The 19381-nt window shown below is 73.8% G+C and carries 19 protein-coding genes and 1 pseudogene; 12 read left to right on the top strand and 8 right to left on the bottom strand.

The window, feature by feature from the left end; all coding sequences use genetic code 11:
• The first annotated feature begins 167 nt into the window (after positions 1 to 167).
• Complete coding sequence (locus tag ACIBAD_RS01015) at positions 168 to 881, top strand: ABC transporter ATP-binding protein (protein WP_134068059.1); 714 nt, start codon at positions 168 to 170, stop codon at positions 879 to 881.
• Here ACIBAD_RS01015 and ACIBAD_RS01010 read toward each other — a convergent pair.
• Positions 870 to 1250, bottom strand: a complete 381-nt coding sequence (locus ACIBAD_RS01010; protein ID WP_398903491.1) for a hypothetical protein — start codon at positions 1248 to 1250, stop codon at positions 870 to 872. The two genes, ACIBAD_RS01015 and ACIBAD_RS01010, sit on opposite strands and share 12 nt — an antisense overlap.
• A 22-nt stretch (positions 1251 to 1272) precedes the next feature.
• On the opposite strand from ACIBAD_RS01010, the gene ACIBAD_RS01005 reads away from it, so the two are divergent.
• Positions 1273 to 1542: a hypothetical protein gene (locus ACIBAD_RS01005; RefSeq protein ID WP_398903489.1), complete on the top strand. Its 270-nt coding sequence runs from the start codon at positions 1273 to 1275 to the stop codon at positions 1540 to 1542.
• 89 nt (positions 1543 to 1631) lie between these two features.
• Here the strand turns inward: ACIBAD_RS01005 and ACIBAD_RS01000 are convergent, their stop codons facing one another.
• Entirely contained in the window at positions 1632 to 2213 is a 582-nt protein-coding gene (locus ACIBAD_RS01000; protein WP_398903487.1) for a LysR substrate-binding domain-containing protein, read from the bottom strand.
• Positions 2214 to 2382: 169 nt separating this feature from the next.
• Positions 2383 to 2511: pseudogene (locus tag ACIBAD_RS00995) on the bottom strand (LysR family transcriptional regulator); the annotation flags it as partial.
• Positions 2512 to 2582: 71 nt separating this feature from the next.
• Here ACIBAD_RS00995 and ACIBAD_RS00990 point away from each other — a divergent pair.
• A complete protein-coding gene (locus ACIBAD_RS00990; RefSeq protein WP_398903485.1) occupies positions 2583 to 3428 on the top strand; it encodes an NAD-dependent epimerase/dehydratase family protein in 846 nt (281 codons plus the stop codon).
• A 4-nt stretch (positions 3429 to 3432) separates the two neighbouring features.
• On the opposite strand, the gene ACIBAD_RS00985 is transcribed toward ACIBAD_RS00990, so the two are convergent.
• Positions 3433 to 4179 carry a GntR family transcriptional regulator gene (locus ACIBAD_RS00985; RefSeq protein WP_134068055.1) on the bottom strand — a complete coding sequence of 249 codons (747 nt, stop codon included), beginning with the start codon at positions 4177 to 4179 and terminating at the stop codon, positions 3433 to 3435.
• A 244-nt stretch (positions 4180 to 4423) separates the two neighbouring features.
• On the opposite strand from ACIBAD_RS00985, the gene ACIBAD_RS00980 reads away from it, so the two are divergent.
• The 5 genes from ACIBAD_RS00980 to ACIBAD_RS00960 are packed head-to-tail and all read left to right on the top strand — an operon-like array spanning position 4424 to position 9264.
• The gene (locus ACIBAD_RS00980; protein ID WP_398903482.1) at positions 4424 to 5587 is read left to right on the top strand and encodes an ABC transporter substrate-binding protein; all 1164 of its coding nucleotides are present in this window, start codon (positions 4424 to 4426) and stop codon (positions 5585 to 5587) included.
• Positions 5587 to 6495 carry an ABC transporter permease gene (locus ACIBAD_RS00975; RefSeq protein WP_398903480.1) on the top strand — a complete coding sequence of 303 codons (909 nt, stop codon included), beginning with the start codon at positions 5587 to 5589 and terminating at the stop codon, positions 6493 to 6495. Before ACIBAD_RS00980 ends, ACIBAD_RS00975 begins: the two co-directional genes overlap by 1 nt.
• Entirely contained in the window at positions 6483 to 7442 is a 960-nt protein-coding gene (locus tag ACIBAD_RS00970; protein WP_398903478.1) for an ABC transporter permease, read from the top strand. Before ACIBAD_RS00975 ends, ACIBAD_RS00970 begins: the two co-directional genes overlap by 13 nt.
• A 5-nt stretch (positions 7443 to 7447) precedes the next feature.
• The gene (locus tag ACIBAD_RS00965; protein WP_398903476.1) at positions 7448 to 8557 is read left to right on the top strand and encodes an ABC transporter ATP-binding protein; all 1110 of its coding nucleotides are present in this window, start codon (positions 7448 to 7450) and stop codon (positions 8555 to 8557) included.
• A gap of 26 nt (positions 8558 to 8583) precedes the next feature.
• Positions 8584 to 9264 carry an HAD family hydrolase gene (locus ACIBAD_RS00960; RefSeq protein WP_398903958.1) on the top strand — a complete coding sequence of 227 codons (681 nt, stop codon included), beginning with the start codon at positions 8584 to 8586 and terminating at the stop codon, positions 9262 to 9264.
• Here ACIBAD_RS00960 and ACIBAD_RS00955 read toward each other — a convergent pair.
• Complete coding sequence (locus ACIBAD_RS00955) at positions 9222 to 9704, bottom strand: hypothetical protein (protein WP_398903474.1); 483 nt, start codon at positions 9702 to 9704, stop codon at positions 9222 to 9224. The genes ACIBAD_RS00960 and ACIBAD_RS00955 overlap by 43 nt on opposite strands.
• A gap of 115 nt (positions 9705 to 9819) precedes the next feature.
• Between ACIBAD_RS00955 and ACIBAD_RS00950 the strand changes: the two genes are divergently transcribed.
• A complete protein-coding gene (locus tag ACIBAD_RS00950) occupies positions 9820 to 10887 on the top strand; it encodes a DUF2330 domain-containing protein (RefSeq protein WP_134068049.1) in 1068 nt (355 codons plus the stop codon).
• A 117-nt stretch (positions 10888 to 11004) separates the two neighbouring features.
• On the opposite strand, the gene ACIBAD_RS00945 is transcribed toward ACIBAD_RS00950, so the two are convergent.
• The 3 genes from ACIBAD_RS00945 to ACIBAD_RS00935 form a co-directional block, all read right to left on the bottom strand.
• Positions 11005 to 12609 carry a carboxylesterase/lipase family protein gene (locus tag ACIBAD_RS00945; protein WP_398903472.1) on the bottom strand — a complete coding sequence of 535 codons (1605 nt, stop codon included), beginning with the start codon at positions 12607 to 12609 and terminating at the stop codon, positions 11005 to 11007.
• Entirely contained in the window at positions 12606 to 13538 is a 933-nt protein-coding gene (gene surE, locus ACIBAD_RS00940; RefSeq protein ID WP_398903470.1) for a 5'/3'-nucleotidase SurE, read from the bottom strand. The genes ACIBAD_RS00945 and surE overlap by 4 nt, the downstream gene beginning before the upstream one ends.
• Positions 13539 to 13686: 148 nt before the next feature.
• Positions 13687 to 14934 (bottom strand): MFS transporter, encoded by a 1248-nt coding sequence (locus ACIBAD_RS00935; RefSeq protein ID WP_398903468.1) that lies wholly within the window; start codon positions 14932 to 14934, stop codon positions 13687 to 13689.
• Positions 14935 to 15733: 799 nt separating this feature from the next.
• Here ACIBAD_RS00935 and ACIBAD_RS00930 point away from each other — a divergent pair.
• From ACIBAD_RS00930 to ACIBAD_RS00920, 3 genes are all read left to right on the top strand, one after another.
• Positions 15734 to 16465: a phosphatase PAP2 family protein gene (locus ACIBAD_RS00930; protein WP_398903467.1), complete on the top strand. Its 732-nt coding sequence runs from the start codon at positions 15734 to 15736 to the stop codon at positions 16463 to 16465.
• Positions 16466 to 16590: 125 nt separating this feature from the next.
• Positions 16591 to 18126, top strand: coding sequence for a carboxylesterase/lipase family protein (locus tag ACIBAD_RS00925; RefSeq protein WP_398903465.1), 1536 nt, complete (start codon positions 16591 to 16593; stop codon positions 18124 to 18126).
• Positions 18127 to 18188: 62 nt separating this feature from the next.
• Entirely contained in the window at positions 18189 to 19220 is a 1032-nt protein-coding gene (locus tag ACIBAD_RS00920) for a LacI family DNA-binding transcriptional regulator (protein ID WP_398903463.1), read from the top strand.
• Positions 19221 to 19381 lie beyond the last annotated feature (161 nt).

Genomic DNA, 19381 nt, shown 5'->3' with positions numbered 1-19381 from the left:
GCACCGGATAGCGGACGATGCTGTCAGATTCGAACGCGCGACGGAAGGGGCTTGCGCGAAGGGTGGGGCGGATGAACAGAATTCGAAACGAAGCGATTGAGGGCGATTGAGGCGATTGCGTTGACCGCAGCGGCGATCGCCGGCCGATTCCAGGGGGAGTCCACACCATGACGCAGAACCAGGTCGACACGGCGGCGGCGCCCATGGTCGTGGCCGACGGCCTCCACCGCAGTTTCGGCAGCGGCGAGCGTGAGGTGCACGCCCTGCGCGGGGTGTCGTTCGAGGTCGAACGCGGCCGGCTCACCGCCCTCAAGGGCCGCTCCGGCTCCGGCAAGACCACCCTGCTGAACCTGGTCGGCGGACTCGACGCGCCGACCGGCGGCAGCGTCGTGCTCGACGGCACCGATCTCGCCGATCTGGACGAGGAGGGCCTGCTCGCGCTGCGCCGCGACCGGATCGGCTTCGTGTTCCAGTCCTTCGGGCTGATCCCCGTCCTGACCGCGGTCGAGAACGTCGGCGTCCCGATGCGGATGCGGAAGGTCCCGGCGAAGCAGCGCGAGGAGCGCGCCCGCACCCTGCTCGCGCTGGTCGGCCTGGCCGAGCACGCCGAGCAGCGGCCCGGCGAGCTCTCCGGCGGGCAGCAGCAGCGGGTCGCCGTCGCCCGCGCCCTGGCCAACGAGCCGGCCCTGATCATCGCCGACGAACCGACCGGCCAGCTCGACTCCGAGACGGGCCGCTCGATCATGCAGCTGCTGCGCGCGGTGGTCCGCAGCGAGGGGGTCACGGCCCTGGTCGCCACCCACGACCCGGCCCTGATCGAACTCGCGGACCGCGTGGTGGAGCTGCGCGACGGCCGGATCGTCGAAGACTCAGACGCCTGAACGGCTCCCCGCCCGCGGAGCGTCCGCGAGCAGCCCGGCCATCACGCCCACCGGCAGCGCCGGATTGGCGGCCGCTGCCCCGGCCACCTCGGGATCGGCGTCCGCAAGCAGGCCGACGAGGACCGCCGGGGCCAGTGCGGGGTGCCGGGCGGCGAGGCGGCGGGCCCGCTCGTCGGCGAGGCAGGGCAGCAGTGCCGCGGCCGTCGCGCGCGGGTGCCCGGCGATCTCGCGGTACGCCCGCCGCGCCGGCGGATCGTGCCGGGCCAGGTCCTCCAGCAGGGCGGGCGGGGCGTCCGGGTTGGCCGCCACCCGCGCGAGGACGTGGACGCCGTGCCGCGCGACCATGGCGCGCAGCAGCTCCTCGGACATACCCGGATGCGGGGCGACGGCCTTGACCACCGAAGCGTCCGGGTCGGGAGGTCAGGGCCTCGCGAATCCCCCGGTCCGGATGGGCGGCCAGCAGCCGGGCGTACTCGGGCGGGCCGGCGCCCTCGTCCAACAGGGCCAGGGCCACCGAGGGCCGGTCGGCCGGGTGTGCGTCGGCGGCGGTCAGCAGGCCCGCGCGGGCGAGGCGGATCGCGGCGTGTTCGTCGAGCGCGGCCAGCGCGGTCACCTGGGCGGGCGCGAGGTCCGTGCGCTCGCTCAGTGCGTCGGGGAGTGACGGGTCCGAGACCGCGCGCTCGATCAGCCGGTCGAGCAGCTCCGCGGGCAGCGCCGGGTTGGCCGCGAGGCCGGGGAGGAGGTGGTGGGTCACCGGCTCGCCGCCTCGGCCAGGGCCGCGGTCAGGGCCTGGGCGTGCGGGCGGCGGCGGTGGGGGGTGACCACACCGATGTGCCGGGCGGGGCGCGGCGGTTCGACCCGGACGAGGGCGACCGAGGCCTCCGGGGCCAGCGAGACCTGCGGGATCAGCGCGACGCCGACGCCCGCGGCGACCAGGGTCTGCGCGAAGAAGTAGTCGCTGGTGGAGGCCGCCACCCGCAGGTCGAAGCCCGCGAGCCCCGCGTACCGGCGCAGATAGGCCTCCGTCTTCAGGCAGCCCAACACCCAGCGTTCGGCGGCAAGTTCGGCCAGCGCAAGCGAGTCCCGGCCGGCGAGCCGGTGCTCCGGCGGCAGGGCCAGCCACAGCGGATCGTCCATCAGCGGTGTCCACTCCAGGGCGCCCCGCAGGGGCAGCGGACCGTCGAAGTGGTAGGCCAGGGCGAGGTCGGCCCCACCCCCGCGCACCATGGGCGCCGCGGCCTCCGGTTCGGCCTCCCGTACGGTCAACTCCACATCGGGATGCGCCGCCACGAACCCGGCCAGCGCCGCGGGCAGCAGCCGCCGGGCCCCCACTGGTGAACGTGGCCACCGTCAGCCGGGGCCGGTCCGCCGTCAGCCGCTCGATCTCGTGGCGGACCTGGTCCAGCTCCGCGGAGATCGTCTCCGCCGCCTCCACCAGCAGCCGCCCGGGCTCGGTCAGGGTGACCCCGCGGGTACTGCGCACCGCCACCGGATGGCCCAGGGTCCGCTCCAGCGAGGCGATGTGCTGCGACACCGCCGACGGGGTCAGCAGCAGGGCCCGGGCCGCCTTGTTGAAGCTGCCGTGCTCGGAGACGGCCCGCAGGATCCGCAGCCGCTGCACATCGATCATCAGTTTTCCTTCATACCCGTTCAGCGAGTGATCGGTTCCGCTGGGGACGATACAGCGGCACAGTCGAACCCATGCAGAAGATTCTCGTGATCGGCGGAAGCCGCTACTTCGGAAAGCATCTGGTCAGCCTGTTGCGCGACGCGGGCGACGAGGTCACCGTCCTCAACCGCGGCTCCGCCGCCCCACCACCCGGCGTCGGCCGCCTCGTCGCCGACCGCGACGACGAAGGGAGGCTGCTCGCCGCCCTGGGCGGGCGCACCTTCGACACCGTCGTCGACCAGGTCTGCTACACGCCGCACCAGGCCGCCGTCGCCCGCCGGGTGTTCGCCGGCCGGACCGCGCGGTACGTGATGACCTCGACGATGGAGGTCTACGATCCGGCGCCCCCCACCCCAGAAGCCCGCGCCTACGCCGAGGGCAAGCGCCGGGCCGAGGCCGTGCTCGGCGGGGCGGGCGAAGAGGGCAGCCCTTTCGGCTTCACCGCGGTGAGGACCGCGCACGTGCTCGGCGGCGGCCCGCAGGAGTTCACCGGGCGCCTCGCGCACTACGTCGGGCGGGTCGCCGCCGGAACCCCGGTGGACGTCCACGAGGCCCCCTACGCCACCTCGTTCGTCCACCACCGCGAGATCGCGCGGTTCCTGCAGTGGACGGCCGGGCAGTCCTTCACCGGGGCCGTCGACGCCGCCTCCCACGGGGTGCTGGACGTCCTCGGGCTGTGCGCGCTGGTCGCCGAGCGGGTCGGCCGACCCGCGCGCCTGCGGACCGTCGCAGCCGGGGCCCCGGCCTCGCCGTTCTCCTTCGACCGTGCTTACGCACTCGACAACAGCCGCGCCACGGAACTGGGTTACTCCTTCGGCGCGGTCGCCGACTGGCTGCCCGGGGCGATCGACGAAGCCGCCGCCGAGCTCGCGCTCTGAGCCGTCAGCCCTCGCCCGTACGGCGCTCCAGGGCAGGGGCCACCGCGGAGTTGCTCACACTGAACGTGACGCTGCCGGCACGGTAGCGGTCGTCGGTCCACTCGATCGGGCGTCCTGTGGCAGTGGCCGATACGTGCCGCTGGCGCAGCAGCGGGCTACCGCGCCGGATCTCCAGCAGTCGCGCGTCCTCGCTCCCGGCCGGAAGGGCGTCGATGAGGTGCTCGCCGTAGTGGGCGACGATTCCGGAGTCGTTCGCGAGGCTGTCCATCACCGAGCGGACGTCGTCCGCCAGCGCCTCGACCGCGCCCGCGACCCAGTCGGCGTACGCGGTCCGCTCCACCATGGTGGGCTCTCCGTCGAGCAGCCGCAGCCGTACCACGGCCAGGACCTCGGTGTCCGGCGCGAGCGCGAGCCGCTCCGCCTCCTCGGCGGTGGCCGGCCTGCGGACCCGGGAGAGGAAGCGGCTGGTGACCTGCTGGCCGAGCCCCTCGGCCCACTGGGCGAAGCTGTTGAGCTCGCCGAAGCTGTGCCGCCGCTCGTGGCGCAGGACGATCCTGCGGGCGCCCTGCCGGGAGCCGATCAGCCCCTCCGCGGCGAGCGTGGCCACCGCCTGCCGGACGGTTCCGCGCGAGGCGGACCAGCGGGCGGCCAGATCGCTCTCCGACGGCAGTTGAGCGCCCACCGCGTACTCGCCGGAGAGGATCGCCGCGCGCAGCGCGTCGGCGATCTCCAGATACCGGATCGTGCCCATTGCGTACCCCGCCCCCCACCTGTCGTCTCGCCGTCGACCGTATCCCGATGCGCCCGCCAACCCAGGCGTTGAAGATCATTGGACGCTCCCTGTCACGGCTTCTTTCGGTCATTCTCATCTCTTCGTCGAGCCGTGCCCCGCGGTCCAGCCCCCGTTCATCTCCCGTATGGCGAGGCCGGGCGAACTGGAGCCAACTTGTTCAGACAAGTCGACCCCCGTCAGGAACCCGTCTCCGGGAGAGACCGTGCTCAGTTCCTCCGCCCGCCGCAGTGCAGCCGTACTGCTCAGCGCCGCCGTCCTCACCACGCTCAGCGCGTGTGGCGCCGCTCCGGACAAGGCCGCCGGTACCGCCGGCGACGGCAAGTCCAAGGTCCAGCCGGGCGCCGCAGCCTCGGCCGCCGACCTCGGCGGCATGGACGCGCTCGTCGCGGCCGCCCAGAAGGAGGGCCAGCTCAACGTCATCGCGCTGCCGCCGGACTGGGCGAACTACGGCGAGATCATCAAGGCCTTCGAAGCCAAGTACAAGATCAAGGTCAACAGCGAGAACCCGGACGCCTCCAGCGCCGACGAGATCGCCGCGGTGAAGTCCCGCAAGGGCCAGAAGCGCGCCCCCGACGTCATGGACCTCGGCATCGCCTTCGCGCGCAGCGGCGCCGCCGAGAACCTCTTCGCCCCGTACAAGGTCACCGCCTGGGACAAGATCCCGGCCGGCCAGAAGGACGCCGACGCCCGCTGGTACAACGACTACGGCGGCTACGTCTCCATCGGCTGCGACGCGGCCAAGATCCCGAACTGCCCGACGACCTTCGCGGACCTGCTGAAGCCCGAGTACAAGGGCAAGGTCGCCCTCAACGGCAACCCGACCAAGTCCGGCTCCGCCTTCGGCGGCGTCTACGCGGCCGCCCTCGCCAACAAGGGCTCCTTCGCCGACATCCAGCCCGGCATCGACTTCTTCGGCCAGCTGCGCAAGAACGGCAACTTCATCCCGGTCGAGTCCACCCCGGCCACCGTCGAGAAGGGCGAGACGCCCATCTCCATCGACTGGGACTACCTGAACGCCGGCTACGCGGAGCAGTTCAAGGGCAAGGGCGTCGACTGGAAGGTCGCCGTCCCCACCGACGGCGTCTACGCCCAGTACTACTCGCAGGCCGTCAACAAGGAGGCCCCGAACCCGGCGGCCGCCCGCCTGTGGATGGAATTCCTGTACAGCGCCGAGGGCCAGAACCTCTACCTCAAGGGCCACGCCCGCGCGGTCCTGCTCCCGGTCCTGACCCAGGACGGCACCGTCGACAAGGACGCCGCCGCCAAGCTCCCGCAGATCCAGGGCATCCCGGCCTTCCCCGCCTCCGCGGAACTGGACAAGGCCAAGGCCACCCTCGCCGAGAAGTGGGACAAGGCCCTCTCCTGATGTCCCCCTCCACCCCCACCTCCCATCCGGAGGGGACCGCCGGCGGCAGCACCGCCAGCCGCCGGCGGCGCGGCCCGAGCACCTGGCTGGCCGCCCTCCCGCTCCTCACCTTCACCGGGCTCTGCTTCGGCATCCCGCTCGGCGCCATCGCGTTCGGCGCGGTCACCCGCACCGACCCGTCGACCGGCGCCACCCGGCTGACCGGCGAGCACCTCTCGCGCTCGCTCCAGGGCCCGTACCTCGACTCGCTCATCGGCAGCGTCCAGCTCTCCGCACTCACCGCGGCCGTGGGCGGCGTGCTCGGGGTCCTGATCGCGCAGGCCGTGGTCACCTCCCGGTCGCAGGCCCTGCGCAGCGCCGCGCTCACCGCGTCCGGCGTCCTCGCCAACTTCGGCGGCGTGCCCCTCGCGTTCGCGTTCATCGCCACCGTCGGCATATCCGGGGTCGTCACCCAGCTCGCCGATCTCACCGGATTCGGCTGGAACCTGTACTCCTTCACCGGCCTGACCGTGGTCTACCTGTACTTCCTCATCCCGCTCATGGTGCTCGTGATCGCCCCGGCGCTGGACGGACTGCGCCCGCAGTGGCGCGAGGCCGCCCAGAACAACGGGGCCACCGGTCGGCAGTTCTGGCGCCACGTCGGGCTGCCGGTCCTGGCACCCTCCCTGCTCGGCGGCTTCGTGCTGCTCTTCGGCACCGCCTTCGCCGCGCACGCCACGGCCGCCGCCCTGGTCGGCGGCTCCGTGCCGCTGGTCACGCTCAAGATCGCCGACGCGCTGTCCGGCAACGTGCTGACCGGAGAGGAGAACGTGGCGCTCGCCCTCGGCCTCGACATGATCCTGATCGCCGGCCTCGTCATGGCGGTCTACCTGCCCCTCCAGCGACGGAGCGCCCGATGGCTGCGATGACCCCGACGCCCGCACCGACCGCCCCGGACACCGGGGGCAGCGCCCCGGACACCGGGGCGGCGCCGACCGGCCTCACGGAACAGGTCCGCGCCCCGCGCCGCCGCCCCCGTCCCCGGATCTGGCGCGGAGCCGTACTCCTGCTCGCGGGCGCGTACTTCCTCGTCCCGCTCCTGGCCTCCTTCGTCTTCACCGTGCACGTGCCCGGCCAGGGCATCGGCTTCGAGGCGTACACCCAGCTCCTCGCCGCCGACGGCTTCACCGAGAGCATGCTGCTCTCCCTCGGCCTGGCCGCCGCCACCATCGCGACCTCGCTGCTGCTCGCCGTGCCCGCGCTGGTCGCCGTACGCCTCGGCTCGCCGCGGCTGCGCCCGGTCGTGGAGGTGATGTGCATGCTGCCGCTGGTGGTCCCGCCGATCGCGCTGGTCACCGGTATCACCACCGTGCTGCGCTGGGGCCCCGACCACCTGTCGCGGACCCCGCTCTACCAGACCTTCCTGGCCGTGCAGGACGAGCGGTTCCCCGTCGTCCTGGTCCTCGCCTACACCGTGCTGGCGCTGCCGTTCGTCTACCGCTCGCTCGACGCGGGCCTGCGCGCCATCGACGTGCCGACGCTGGTCGAGGCCGCCCGCAGCTGCGGCGCGAGCTGGCCGTACGTGGTCCTGCGCGTGCTCCTGCCCAACCTGCGGGCCTCGCTCGCCGGAGCCGCGTTCCTCACCCTGGCGCTGGTCCTCGGCGAGTTCACCATCGCCTCCCTGCTGGGCTTCCGGCCCTTCGCCGTGTGGATCGTCACGATCTCCGGTGCCCACGCCCGGATGTCGGTCGCCGTCTCCATCCTCAGCCTCCTCATCACGTGGCTGCTGCTGCTCGTCCTGTCGCGGGCCGGGACCAACCCCGCCACGGTGTCCTCCGCTCCCAGTACGTCCCCCACCTCCCGCAAGGAGCCCTGACCCCCATGTCCACCACCCTTCCCGCGGCCAGGCAGTCCAAGGGTTCCGACGGCCGCACGGACTCCGCGCCGGGCGCGCGCGTCGAATTCCGCGGCCTGCGGCGGGCGTTCGGCCAGACCGTAGCCCTCGACGGGCTCGACCTGACCATCGAGCCGGGCGAACTCGTCGCCCTGCTCGGCCCGTCGGGCTGCGGAAAGACCACCGCGCTGCGCGTGGTCGCGGGCTTCGAGCAGCCCGACTCCGGTGAAGTCCTGGTCGACGGCGAGGACATCACCCGCGTACCGGCCAACCGGCGCGACGCCGGGATGGTCTTCCAGTCGTACAGCCTCTTCCCGAACCTGAGCGCCCGCGACAACGTGGCCTTCGGTCTGCGCGTGCGCAAGGTCGGCGCGGCCCAGCGCCGCGAGCGCGCCGCCGAACTCCTCGACCTGGTCGGCCTGCCCGAGCACGGCGACCGCTACCCGCACCAGATGTCCGGCGGCCAGCAGCAGCGCGTGGCCCTCGCCCGCGCCCTGGCACTGCGCCCCCGCGTCCTGCTGCTCGACGAGCCGCTCTCCGCGCTCGACGCCAAAGTACGGGCCAACCTGCGCGACGAGATCCGCCGTCTCCAGCTCTCCCTCGGCATCACCACCGTGTTCGTCACGCACGACCAGGAGGAGGCGCTGTCGATGGCCGACCGGGTCGCCGTCCTGAACGCCGGCCGCCTCGAGCAGTGCGCCGCTCCCGCCGAACTGTACGAGCGCCCCGCGACACCGTTCGTCGCCGAGTTCGTCGGCACCATGAACCGGCTGCCCGGCCGGCTCACCGACTCCGGCCTGGTGGAGGTGGCCGGCACCCGGCTGCCCGTCGACGGACCGGCCCCGACGGCGACACGGGACGTGGAAGTGCTGGTCCGGCCCGAGAACGTCACCGCGACCGCCGACCCCGAGGGCACGGCCACCGTGGTCTCCGCCTCCTTCTTCGGCGCGGTGACCCGGCTCCACCTCGACCTGCCCGGCGGCACCTCCGTCAAGGCGGACCTGCCCTCGCGGGACGCGGGAGAGCTTGCGCCGGGTGCGCGGGCCGCCGTCGGCCTGGCCGAGCGACCGGTCCTCGTCGTGGCCAGGTCCGCGTGACCGGCCTCGCAGCCGTCCTGTTCGACATGGACGGCACCCTGGTCGACACCGAAGTGCTGTGGTGGCGCACCACCGAGCGGGTCGCGCAGGGCCTCGGCCACCAACTCACCGACGCGGACGCCCCCGAGGTCGTCGGGCGCGCCGTCCACGACACCGCCGCCCACCTCGTACGGATCTCGGGAGGGGGAGACCCGTCCGAGGTGGCGCAGGCGCTGACCGCCGACTTCTTCGGACGGGTGGAGGCCGGCGCGCCGATGCGGCCCGGCGCCGAGCGGCTGCTGACCGCGCTCGAAGCGGAGGGCGTGCCCTTCGCCCTCGTCAGCGCCTCGCCGCGGCTGGTCGTCGACTCGGTCGTCGGCGGTTCACTGGCCCACGTCCCGTTCGCGTTCACGCTGTCCGCCGACGACACGGACCGGACCAAGCCGCACCCCGACCCCTACCGCAGCGCCGCGGAGCGGCTCGGCGCCGACGTACGGGACTGCGTGGCGGTGGAGGACTCGCCGGACGGCGCGGCCTCCGCGGAGGCCGCCGGGTGCGGGGTACTGGTGGTGCCGTCGCTGCTGGAGGTACCGGCCTCGCCCGTGCGCACCTTCGCGCGGTCCCTGGAGGACGTCACCCCTCGGCTGCTGCGGAGCTGCCTCGGCGCCGCCGCGGGCGTTCCGCCTCAGGAGCCCAGGCCGAGCAGCTCCACGACGCCGTCCACGTAGGCGGCCGTCGGGGAGCCCGGAGCGGCGGCCGCCGCGCGGCGCAGCGAGGGCAGACCGGCGCGGACGAACGCCGCGCACTGCCCGTACAGCCCGGCCTCGTGCGAGGACCCGTCGTCCTCGGTGCCGAGCAGGGACAGCAGGGTCCACAGCAGCGCCTCGCGGGTGGCCAGCCGCGGCGGGCCCGCCGACCAGACGGCCATCAGCACCCCGCACACCGCGGGAGCGGGCGGGTGCAGGCGGCCGGAGAGGAAGGCGTGGCCCTCCAGGGCGCGGAAGGCGGCCGGATGTCCCTCGGCCGCCGCCCACAGGGTGTCCACGAGATGCCCCGCGCCGCGGCCGCAGCCGCAGCCGACCGCCTCCCAGTCGTGCAGGCCGATCTCCGCCCCCACCGCGTCGGGCACCAGGGGGCTGCTGCGCGGCGTGCTGTCCGTCCCTCTCATGCGAGCAGTATGGGCATCGGGAACCGGCCTGACCAGGGGGTTCCGCCAGTCGGAACGGGCCTGTGACCGTGGCCGGAACCGGATCACCAGCGCCTTCGTCTGTGACCCCGTGTGGATGAAACGAAGAATTGCCGCCCTCCTGCTGGCCCTGCTCGCGACGCAGTTGGGATCCCTGATCAGCCCGGCGTACGCCTGCGGTTGCGGGGCGATGATCCCCGAGGGCTACGCCCGGATCGGCGTCGAACGCGAGACGTCGGTCGTGGGCTTCGACGGCCGTACGGAACAGATCGTGATGCGGTTCGTCGTCCGTGGGGACGCCCCGCGGGCGGCCTGGATCATGCCGGTGCCGGGGCGGGCGACGGTGGAGCTGGGCGACGCGGAGATGTTCCGCCAGCTGACCTGGCTGACCCGGCCCGAGTTCAAGACGCGCAGCTACTTCTGGCCGCGCGACCAGGACTGGCCGTTCTCCTCCACCACCGGTGACTCCGCGGGAGCCGCACTGCCCGGCGCTGCGCCCCCGGTCGGCGTCGTCGGCCGCGAGCAGCTCGGCGACTTCGACGTCGCGCGGCTCACCGCGACCGATCCCGACGCGCTGCGCAACTGGCTGGAGACCAACGGCTTCAAGCTGCCCGACGGGCTCGCCGCCGAGCTGAAGCCGTACGTCGACCAGAAGTGGGAGTACGTCGCCGTACGCCTCGCCCCCCGCCAGCAGGGCAAGACCCTCATGGGCACCCTCGACCCGCTGAAGATCCGCTTCGACAGCGACCGGCTGGTCTACCCGATGCGACTGTCCCGGCTGGCCAAGACCCCGCAGTCGCTCGGCCTGTACATCCTGGCCGACCACCGGATGGAACCCGCCTCCGCGATCGGCGGCGCCAGGCCGAAGGTCACCTTCGCCGGCGAGGTCACCCCGGAAGGCGGCCTCGCCGCACTGACCGGCGGCAAGCCGGCCTTCCTGACGGCGATCGACCAGGAGTTCCCGGAGCCCGGCCGCATCGACGGGGACCACGAACTGCGCGCCACGGCCGCCGACACCCCCTACCGCAAGGTGATCTACCACGGAGAGCTGCTGACCCTCGGCGGGATACCCGCCTGGCTGCTGACCGTCGCGGCCGTCCTCGTCGCCCTCGCGGCGGCCGCGTTCACGCTGCGCCGCCGCAGGTCCCGTACCGCGGGCGCCTGACGCCCGCCCGCACGCGGCGCCGTGTCCGACCGTGCGCCGCGGAGGCGACGCGGCCGCGGCCCGGCGATCCGCGGCCCGGGACCGCCGGGATCCCGGGCCGCGGCCGCGCCCGGCCGGTCAGATCGGCCGGGGCGGCCGGGTCCTCCAGAACGCGCACTGGTGGTCCGAACCGAACGCGGTGCTCGTCCGCGTCGCCGCCGGGTCGAGGGTGAGGACCGCGGCCCGGGACCCGGTCGGCGGCCATGCGGTCTGACCCGGCACCGCCGGGGTGCCGTAGCGCGCGAAGGCACCCCAGTAGCGCTTCATCCGTGTCGCGAGCGCGACCTGACTCGACGTCAGCGGGCGTTCACCCATGGTGAAGTCGTACAGGTACGCCAGCTCCGCGCTGTGCGCGTTCGACATGTCCAGGCCGGGCACCTGCGCACCGTACAGCGTCGGCGAGTTCGGATCGTCGAACTCGTAGACGAAAGTCGGCACTTGGGAGGCGAACAGCTGCGCCGTCCAAGCCGTCTGGCACGCGAACGTCGAGTCCGTCATGACCGCCGACAGCGCCAGGTACGGCGACCCGTACGCCGACACCGGGTACCGGGCGAGCACCTCCGGCCCCGCGGCCCCGTACCCCGCCAGAACCTGCGCCGTGTACTGCTCCTGCGTCAGGTGCGGCTGCGTCAGCGCCACGAACAGGCGCGCCTCGGAACGGGTACTGCCGATCATCACCGGCACCCTGTTCCAGTTCCCGCTCCCGATGGCCGTCGCCGGATCGACCGGCAGCAGCCCGTCACCGGACGCCGGACCCGAGGTGGGCACCGTACGGGCCGCCTCGACCAGCGCCGTCCCGGAAGCGCCGCGCAGGCACGCGGCCAGCGCGGCCGGATCCGTACAGCCCGCGGCCGCGGCGAAGGCCCGCGCCTGCGACTCGGCCCGCGCGCCGTCCGGCGTACCGAGCAGTGTGCACGGCCCGCTCTGCAGCACGGCCCGGTGGAACAGCCCGGCGGCCGAGGGCGCCGCGAGCAGAGCGCAGACGGAACCGCTGCCCGCGGACTGCCCCGAGACCGTGACGTTCCCGGGGTTCCCGCCGAACGCGGCGACGTTCTCCCGGGTCCAGCGCAGCGCCGCCATCTGGTCCATCAGGCCGAAGGAGCCCGAGTGCTGGGCGTTCTGGCCCGTCACCTCGGGCAGCCCGAGGTAACCAAGCTGCCCCAGGCGGTAGTTGATGCTGACGACGACGCTGCCGGTGAGATCGGCCATGGTGCGGCCGCCGAACTGCGTACCCGTGCCCTGGCTGTACGCACCCCCGTGCACCCACACGATCACCGGCAGCCCGGCGCCGGGCCGGGCCGTGCGGGGCCGGTACACGTCGAGGTAGAGGCAGTCCTCGCTGACGGCCTGCGGATCGCGCAGCCCGAACGGCGAGAACTGCAGGCAGGCCGGGGCCTGTTGGACGGCATCGCGGACCCCGGTCCAGCGGCGCGGCGGCTGCGGCGGGCGCAGCCGGGCGTCCCCCACCGGGGGAGCGGCGTAGGGGACGCCGAGGAACTCCTGGGCACCGTCGTGGTCTTGCCCGCGCAGCACACCCTGCGCGACCGCGGCCTGCGGGCGCGGGGATCCGCCGGAGGAAGCCCCCGTGGCCGCCGCGGCGGGGAGTGCCGAGGTGAGCAGGGCCGCCACCGCGCAGGCGGCGGCGAGCAGCGACCGTGCCGTGTTCGTACGCGGCCTGCTCACGGGCGGATCCCCGCGAGCAGGGCCGCCGTGGCGGCGAACCCGCCCGGTCCGGTGTTCCAGTCGGCGTTCATCGGGCTGACGGCGATCTTGCCGGCGCCCACCGCCTCCACGTCCCCGCCCTTGGCGGCCGGCTGCGGGCGGAACTGTACGTTCACCTTCCAGGTGCCGTCCCCGGAGTCGGTGAAGTCCGGCTGGAGCGGGGCCTGCCGGTCCTGGAAGGTCGCGGCCACACCGGCGGCGGTGCCCGAGCCGTCCGCGCCGACCACCGGGTGGTTGACGTTCAGGCCGACGCCCTTGGGCAGCAGTGGTCCGGACTTCGCCCGGGTGCGCAGGCGGTCGATCAGCTTGACCGCGAAGTCCATCGTGGGGCCCATCGCGTTGATCGTGGCGGCCGGGTCGGGAACCGCCAGGCCACCGGTGCTCAGCGCGATGGCCGGGACGCCGCTCTCCAGGGCGGCGACGGCGCCGCCGACCGTACCGGAGTGGGTGGCGAGACCGGCGACGTTCGGACCGAAGTTGGTGCCGGAGACCACCAGGTCGGGGGCGTGGCCCCCGAAGACCTCGGAGAGGCCGAAGAGCACGGCGTCGCCGGGGGTGCCGTCGACCGCCCAGACCTTCGGCTCGGGGTGTTTCACCGCGATGGTGGGGGCGCTCGTCATCTTCGTTCCGGTGCCGCTCTGGTTGGTGAGCGGGGCGACGAGGGTGACGTCGTACCCGGCGGCGGTCAGCCGCTCGAACGCCTTGCGGATGCCGGGCGCGTTGTAGCCGTCGTCGTTCGTGAGCAGGATGCGCAGCGGGGCCGCGGGTGTTGCCGCAGGTCGCGCGGGCTCGGGCACGGTCAGCGGGGAGGCGACCGCGGGGGCCGTACCCGCGAGGGCGGCCGCGCACAGGATGAGCACGGTCGGCGGCAGGACTCGCTTGCGTCTCACAGGGAACTCCTTGAAAAGGGAGGGAAGGAGGCGAAAGTGCGGTGGGGGTGTGGGGTGGGGACCGGCGGGCGCACGACCCTCGGCATGCGCCCGCCGGAGTTCTGGAGCCGGGCCGCCCGTGAGTGCGGGAAGCACCGCCCGGCGGTGATCAGCGCACGCTGCGGATCGGGAGGATGGCGAGTGCGCCGATCAGCGAGAGGGCTCCGCCGACGAGGAAGAGCGGGGTGTAGCCGCCGAGGGCGGTCACGACGGCCGAGGCGACGAAGGGGGCGATGATCTGCGGCCCGGCGTTCGCGATGTTGAGGACGCCCATGTCGCGGGCGGCGTCCTCGGCCCGGGGCAGGACCAGCGTGACGAGGGCGGTGTCGACGGCCATGAAGCAGCCGAACGCGAGCCCGTTGAGCGCGCTGAAGACGAGCATGCCGGTCCAGGTGGGGCTGATCACGGGGACCACCATGACGAGTCCGGCGAGGGCGGCCGAGACGCCGACGAACACCTTGCGGCGGTCCCACCGGTCGGACAGCATCCCTCCCACTACGGTCGAGACGGCCATCGCGACCATCGACACGGGGGTCAGGACCGCCATCGCCGCGGGCGGGGTCAGCCCGGAGGGCAGGCTGACGTGGTCGTCCAGGATGTACAGCTGGTAGCCGACGACGGAGAAGTACCCGAGGACCATCAGGGCCCGGCCGATGAACGCCCACCGGAAGTCGTGATCGGCCAACGCGGAGAGGAAGGCCGCCAGTTGGGCCCGCTTCGAGACCGCTGCCGGGGCGGGACCGGTGCGCGGTACGTCCCGGCACAGGGTGGTGAGCAGCAGCGCGGAGGCGGCGACGATCGCGCCGAACACCAGGTACCCGGTGCGCAGGTGGTCCGCGGTGGCGGAGGCGATCAGCACGCCGGCCGTGCCGCCGATCGGCAGGCCCAGCCCGACCAGTGCGGACGCGGTGCCGCGCCGGGCGACGGGCACCCGGTCGGGGACGATCGCGGTGACAGCGGCCTGGTAGACGTTCATGGTCGCCTGTACGAGGCACCAGCCGGTGCCGACGAGCAGCGCGGTGGCCGCGTACCCGAGGAAGGCCAGGGCGGCGAGCGCGGCGAAGGCGCCGCCGAGGATCCAGGGGTTGCGACGGCCGCTGCGGTCGGAGAGGGCGCCGGCGATCGGGTTGAAGGCGGTCGCGAAGACCGCGCTGATCCCGCCGATCACGCCCAGTACGGCGACCTTGTTGCCGGGGTCGATGTCCGCGATCTGCGTGGGCAGCAGGACCGATCCGACGCCCATGTAGACCGCCAGGAGGGCGGAGTTCGCGACCAGCAGCAGGGGCAGGAGCGCGCGCTGGCGGGGAGGTTCCGGTTCCGCCTGGGCGGGCGGGTCGATGAGTTCGTTCTGGGCCATGGCTACTCCTCGGGGGACGGAGCGAGAAGGGGGTGCGGAGGTGCGGCGCGGGGGAGGGGGCGCGACCGGCGGCTTCGACAGGCGTGGCGGCGCGCGGGGGTGGAGCCCGGCAGGTGGTGACGGTTCACGCGATGTTGTTACACGTGTCACCTTCGGCGCTTGGACACTGTGTAGCACCCAATCCGGAGCCCCGCTAGAGGTTGATGCCGGGCGGTGTACGGATCGTGACCGGGGGACGGCGGCCGCTGCGAGGACGTGTAACCGTCCGCCCACGGCCACTGAGCAGGGAGGTCTTGTCCGGAATCCCTCTTGTGCTTGTGGCGGCGGTCACGAATCCGCAATACTCCGTGCCGCACCGCCACGACGTCCGCCGCCGCTCACCGGAAGGGCCCGCGGTCGGTCGGCCCGCCCGGTGCCCCCGGCGTCCCCGGTCCGCGCATCAGGCGTCGCCGGCATCCCCCGGTGTCCCCGATCCCCCGGTCTCCCCGACCGCCGGTTCTCCCGACCCCCGGTTTCCTGATCCCCGACCTGCCCCGGTCTCCCCGATCCGCGGCATCCCCGACCCCGGTTTTCCCGATCCCCGACATGCCCCGGTCTCCCCGCTCGCCGGTATCCCCGCTCCCCGGCATCCCCGACATGCCCGGTATCGCCGGCGCCCCCGGTATCCCCAGCGTCCCCGGCCGCGGCATCCCCTGTGTCCCCGGCCGCGGCGCCGGCCCCCGTGCAGTCCTCCACCCGCCCGTGCCTGCCTGCTCCCCGCGTGCCCCCACCGCTCGGAGGCCACCGTGAAAGGCCCGTCATGCCACGTCCCTCCGCCGTGCCCCCGCCCTCCCACCGCGCAGCCCGTTCCCTGATCCCCGCTCCCCGGCACCACCTCCCCGCGGCCCCGCCCCGCCACGCGGTCGCCGTCGGGGTCGCCCTCCTCCTCGGGGCGCTGCTGATCGGCCTCCTGGTCTCGATCTCCGAACGCCCCTTCTTCCAGGGGCTCGACGACGGCTGGGCCGCCTCCGTGAACGGCTCGCGCGGCGACGGCCTCACCGGTTTCGCCACCGTTCTCGACCGGCTCGGCGGCCCGCTCGGCACGGTCCTGCCGCTCGCCCTGATCGGCGGCCTCTGCGTCTACGGGCGCTGGCGGTCGGGGCTGTTCGCCCTCGCCGCCGGCATCGGGGCGAACGTCCTCGTGGTCCTCCCGCTCAAACAGCTCGTCGACCGTCCCCGGCCCCCGCACCCGTGGGTCCTGGTCAACGACGGCTCGTTCCCCTCGGGTCAGGTGTTCACCGCCGTGACGCTGGTGATGCTGGCCGCCGTGCTCGTGTTCCCGCCGCGGGCCCGCCGCTGGTGGTGGCTCTTCGGGGCGCTGTACGTCGTCGCCATGATGGGCAGCCGGACCTGGCTGCACGCCCAGTGGCTCAGCGACACCTTCGCCGGGGCGCTGGCCGGAGCGGGCAGCTGCATGCTGCTGTGGAGGGCCTTCGAACCGCTGCTGAGGGTCGAGGCCGAGCGGATGGCGGCCGACAGCCTGTGGCTGTGAGGGGCGCGGGCACCGCACATATCGAGAATCATTGACGGTCGTCCAATATTCGCCATACCCTCGTGATCGGGGCCGGCCTGCGCCCGGCGCACCCCCGGCCCCCGGAACGACGAAGGAAGGGCCCCATGGCACACACCGAGCACCGCACTCCGCCGCCCGTGGTCGGCCTCCCCGCAGGGCGGCTGCGCGGGGTCGTCGAAGACGGGCTCTCCGTCTTCCGGGCCGTCCCGTACGCCGCACCCCCGGTAGGCGACCTGCGCTGGCGGCCCGCCCGGCCGCACCCCGGCTGGAGCGGTACCCGCGACGCGAGCGCCGACGGCCCCAGCGCCCCGCAGATGTACATGGAAGGCGGCGACCCGGTCCTCGGCGGCCACGGGTCGCCCCCCTTCGACGAGGACTGCCTCACGCTCAACGTGTGGACGCCCGCCGCCGACGACGCCCGCCGCCCGGTGCTGCTGTGGATCCACGGCGGCGGATTCGTCTCCGGATCGGGCTCGCTGCCCGGCTACGGCGGCGCTGCCTTCGCGCGCGACGGCGACCTGGTGTTCGTCGGAATCAACTACCGCATCGGGCCGCTCGGCTACTTCTCCCCGGACGAGGACGGCGAGGCGGCCAACCCCTGGCTCTCCGACCAGCTCGCCGCCCTGAAGTGGGTACGGGAGAACATCGCCTCCTTCGGTGGCGACCCCGACCGGATCACCGTCGCCGGCCAGTCCGGCGGCGCCGTATCCACGGCCGCCCTCGCCGGGCACCCGCTGGCCGAAGGGATGATCCGCCGGGTGATCCTGCAGAGCCCGCCCTTCGGGCTGGACCTCCCCGACCCCGACACCTACCGGGAGCGCACCGCGCCCTTCCGGGAGCTGGCCGGCGCCGAGACCGCGCGGGAACTGCGCGCCCTGCCCTGGCCGGCCCTCATCGGCGCGACCGGCGGCCTGTTCGCCCGCACGACGCGCTGGGGCTACTGGCCGACGCCGTTCCTGCCCGTCATCGACGGGACCACCCTCGGGCGCCACCCGGTCGAGGCCCTGCTGCACGGTGCCGCGGCCGGCGTCGACGTCATGATCGGCTGGACCCGCGAGGAGGCCAACTTCGGCTTCGCGCTGGACCCGGGGTACGCCGGCGCCACCAGGGAGCAGGTGACCGACCGGATCGCCGAGACCTTCGGGCCCGAAGCCGCCCCCGGGGTCTACGCGGCGTACGAGGCGGCCCGCCCCGGCTCCCGCCCGGCCGACGTCCTCATGGACCTGATCTCGGACGAGCTCTTCCGCGTCCCCTCCCTCGGGCTGGCCGAGGCCCGGGCCGCCGCGGCGCACCCCGTCTGGGCCTACCAGTTCGACCTCAAGGCAGCCGCGTACGAGGGCCGGCTCGGCGCCGCGCACTGCCTCGAACTCCCCTTCGTATTCGACAACTTCGAGCAGTGGTCCCACGCGCCCTTCCTCGCCGGGCTCGCCCCCGCCGTACGCGACGGGCTCGCCTGCACCATGCACCGGGCGTGGATCGCGTTCGTCCGCACCGGCGACCCGAACCACCCCGGCATGCCGCAGTGGCAGCCGTACGACGCGCAGACGCGGACCACGATGCGCTTCGATTCGGCGGTCACCGCCGTCGACGACCTCGCCGGAGCTTCGCGCCGCCTGCACGAAGCCCGAAAGGCTCAATGATCTAACTCGTGTAACCTGGGGGGAAAGGCGATGGTGGTCGACCCGAGGGAGCACTGAGGACCATGCCCAGGGAGCCCAAGGCCAGGGAGACGAGCAGTCCCGCGTCGCCCGTTTCGATCACCAGCGCGGACGTGGCCCGGCTGGCCCGGGTGTCACGCGCCACCGTCTCTTTCGTGCTGAACGACACCCCCGGCCACCGGGTCAGCGCGAGCACGCGCACCCGAGTGCTCGACGCGGCCCGGCAGCTCGGCTACGTACCGCACGCCGCGGCCCGGTCCCTGCGCGCCGGGCGCAGCAACCTCGTCCTGATGCCCGCGTCGATCTCCGCGATCGGCCGGCTCGTCAGCGACTGGGTCGACGACCTGCACAGCGAGCTCGACCGGCACGGCTATACGGCCGTCCTGCACGCGGGCCGCTTCGCCGACCCCCTCGACGCGGCCCGCGCCTGGGCCGAGCTGCGCCCGGCCGCCGTCATCGCCCTCGACGGCGACCGCTTCACCGCCCAGGCCGCCGAACTCCTGAGCCGCGCCGGGGTGCGCGGCCTGCTCGCGTTCGCCGCCCGCCCGGTGGCGGGCGTCCACACCATCGGCTTCGACCACGCCGAGATCGGTGCCACCGCCGCCGAGCACCTCATCGCCAGGGGCCGCAAGCGGATCGGCGTGGTCCTGCCCCGGGAACGCGGCCTCGACGCCCTCGCCCGCCCGCGCCTCGCCGGAGCCGAGTCGGTCGCCGCCCGGCACATGGCGACGGTGACCCCGGTGGAGCTCGCGTACACCCGGGAGTCGGCGTCCGCTCTCGCCCGGCGCTGGCCGAGCCTGGGCCTGGACGCGGTCTTCGCGTACAACGACGAGTACGCGGCGCTGCTGCTGCACGCCCTCCGGGCGGAGGGCATCGCCGTGCCGGACGAGGTCGCGATCGTGGGCTCCGACGACCTGGTCCTCTCCGCCCTCCAGCAGCCGGCCCTGACCACGGTCCGGCTGGACCTGCCCTCGCCGGCGCGGGTCGCCGACGCCGTGCACGAGTTGATCGAGACGGGGACGACGTCCCCGGTCCCCGCCACAGAGGCCCTGCTCGTCCACCGCGCCACCTCCTGACCCCCCAGGGGGCCCGCCCGGCCGCCGTCCCCCGACGGCGGCCGCGCCCCGTTCCGGGCACCCCGGTGGCTTAAGGGGTGTCTCGCCGATCAGGCCGGGCTCGCGGCGGCGGGCGCCGTGCCTCGCCGCGTTGTCCTCGGTCGCCGACGCCCCACGGCTAC

This window comes from Streptomyces sp. NPDC051109, from assembly GCF_044455885.1.
Taxonomy (GTDB): domain Bacteria; phylum Actinomycetota; class Actinomycetes; order Streptomycetales; family Streptomycetaceae; genus Streptomyces.
Note: the sequence above shows the minus strand (reverse complement) of the source record. Positions and strands in the feature narration are given on the sequence as shown.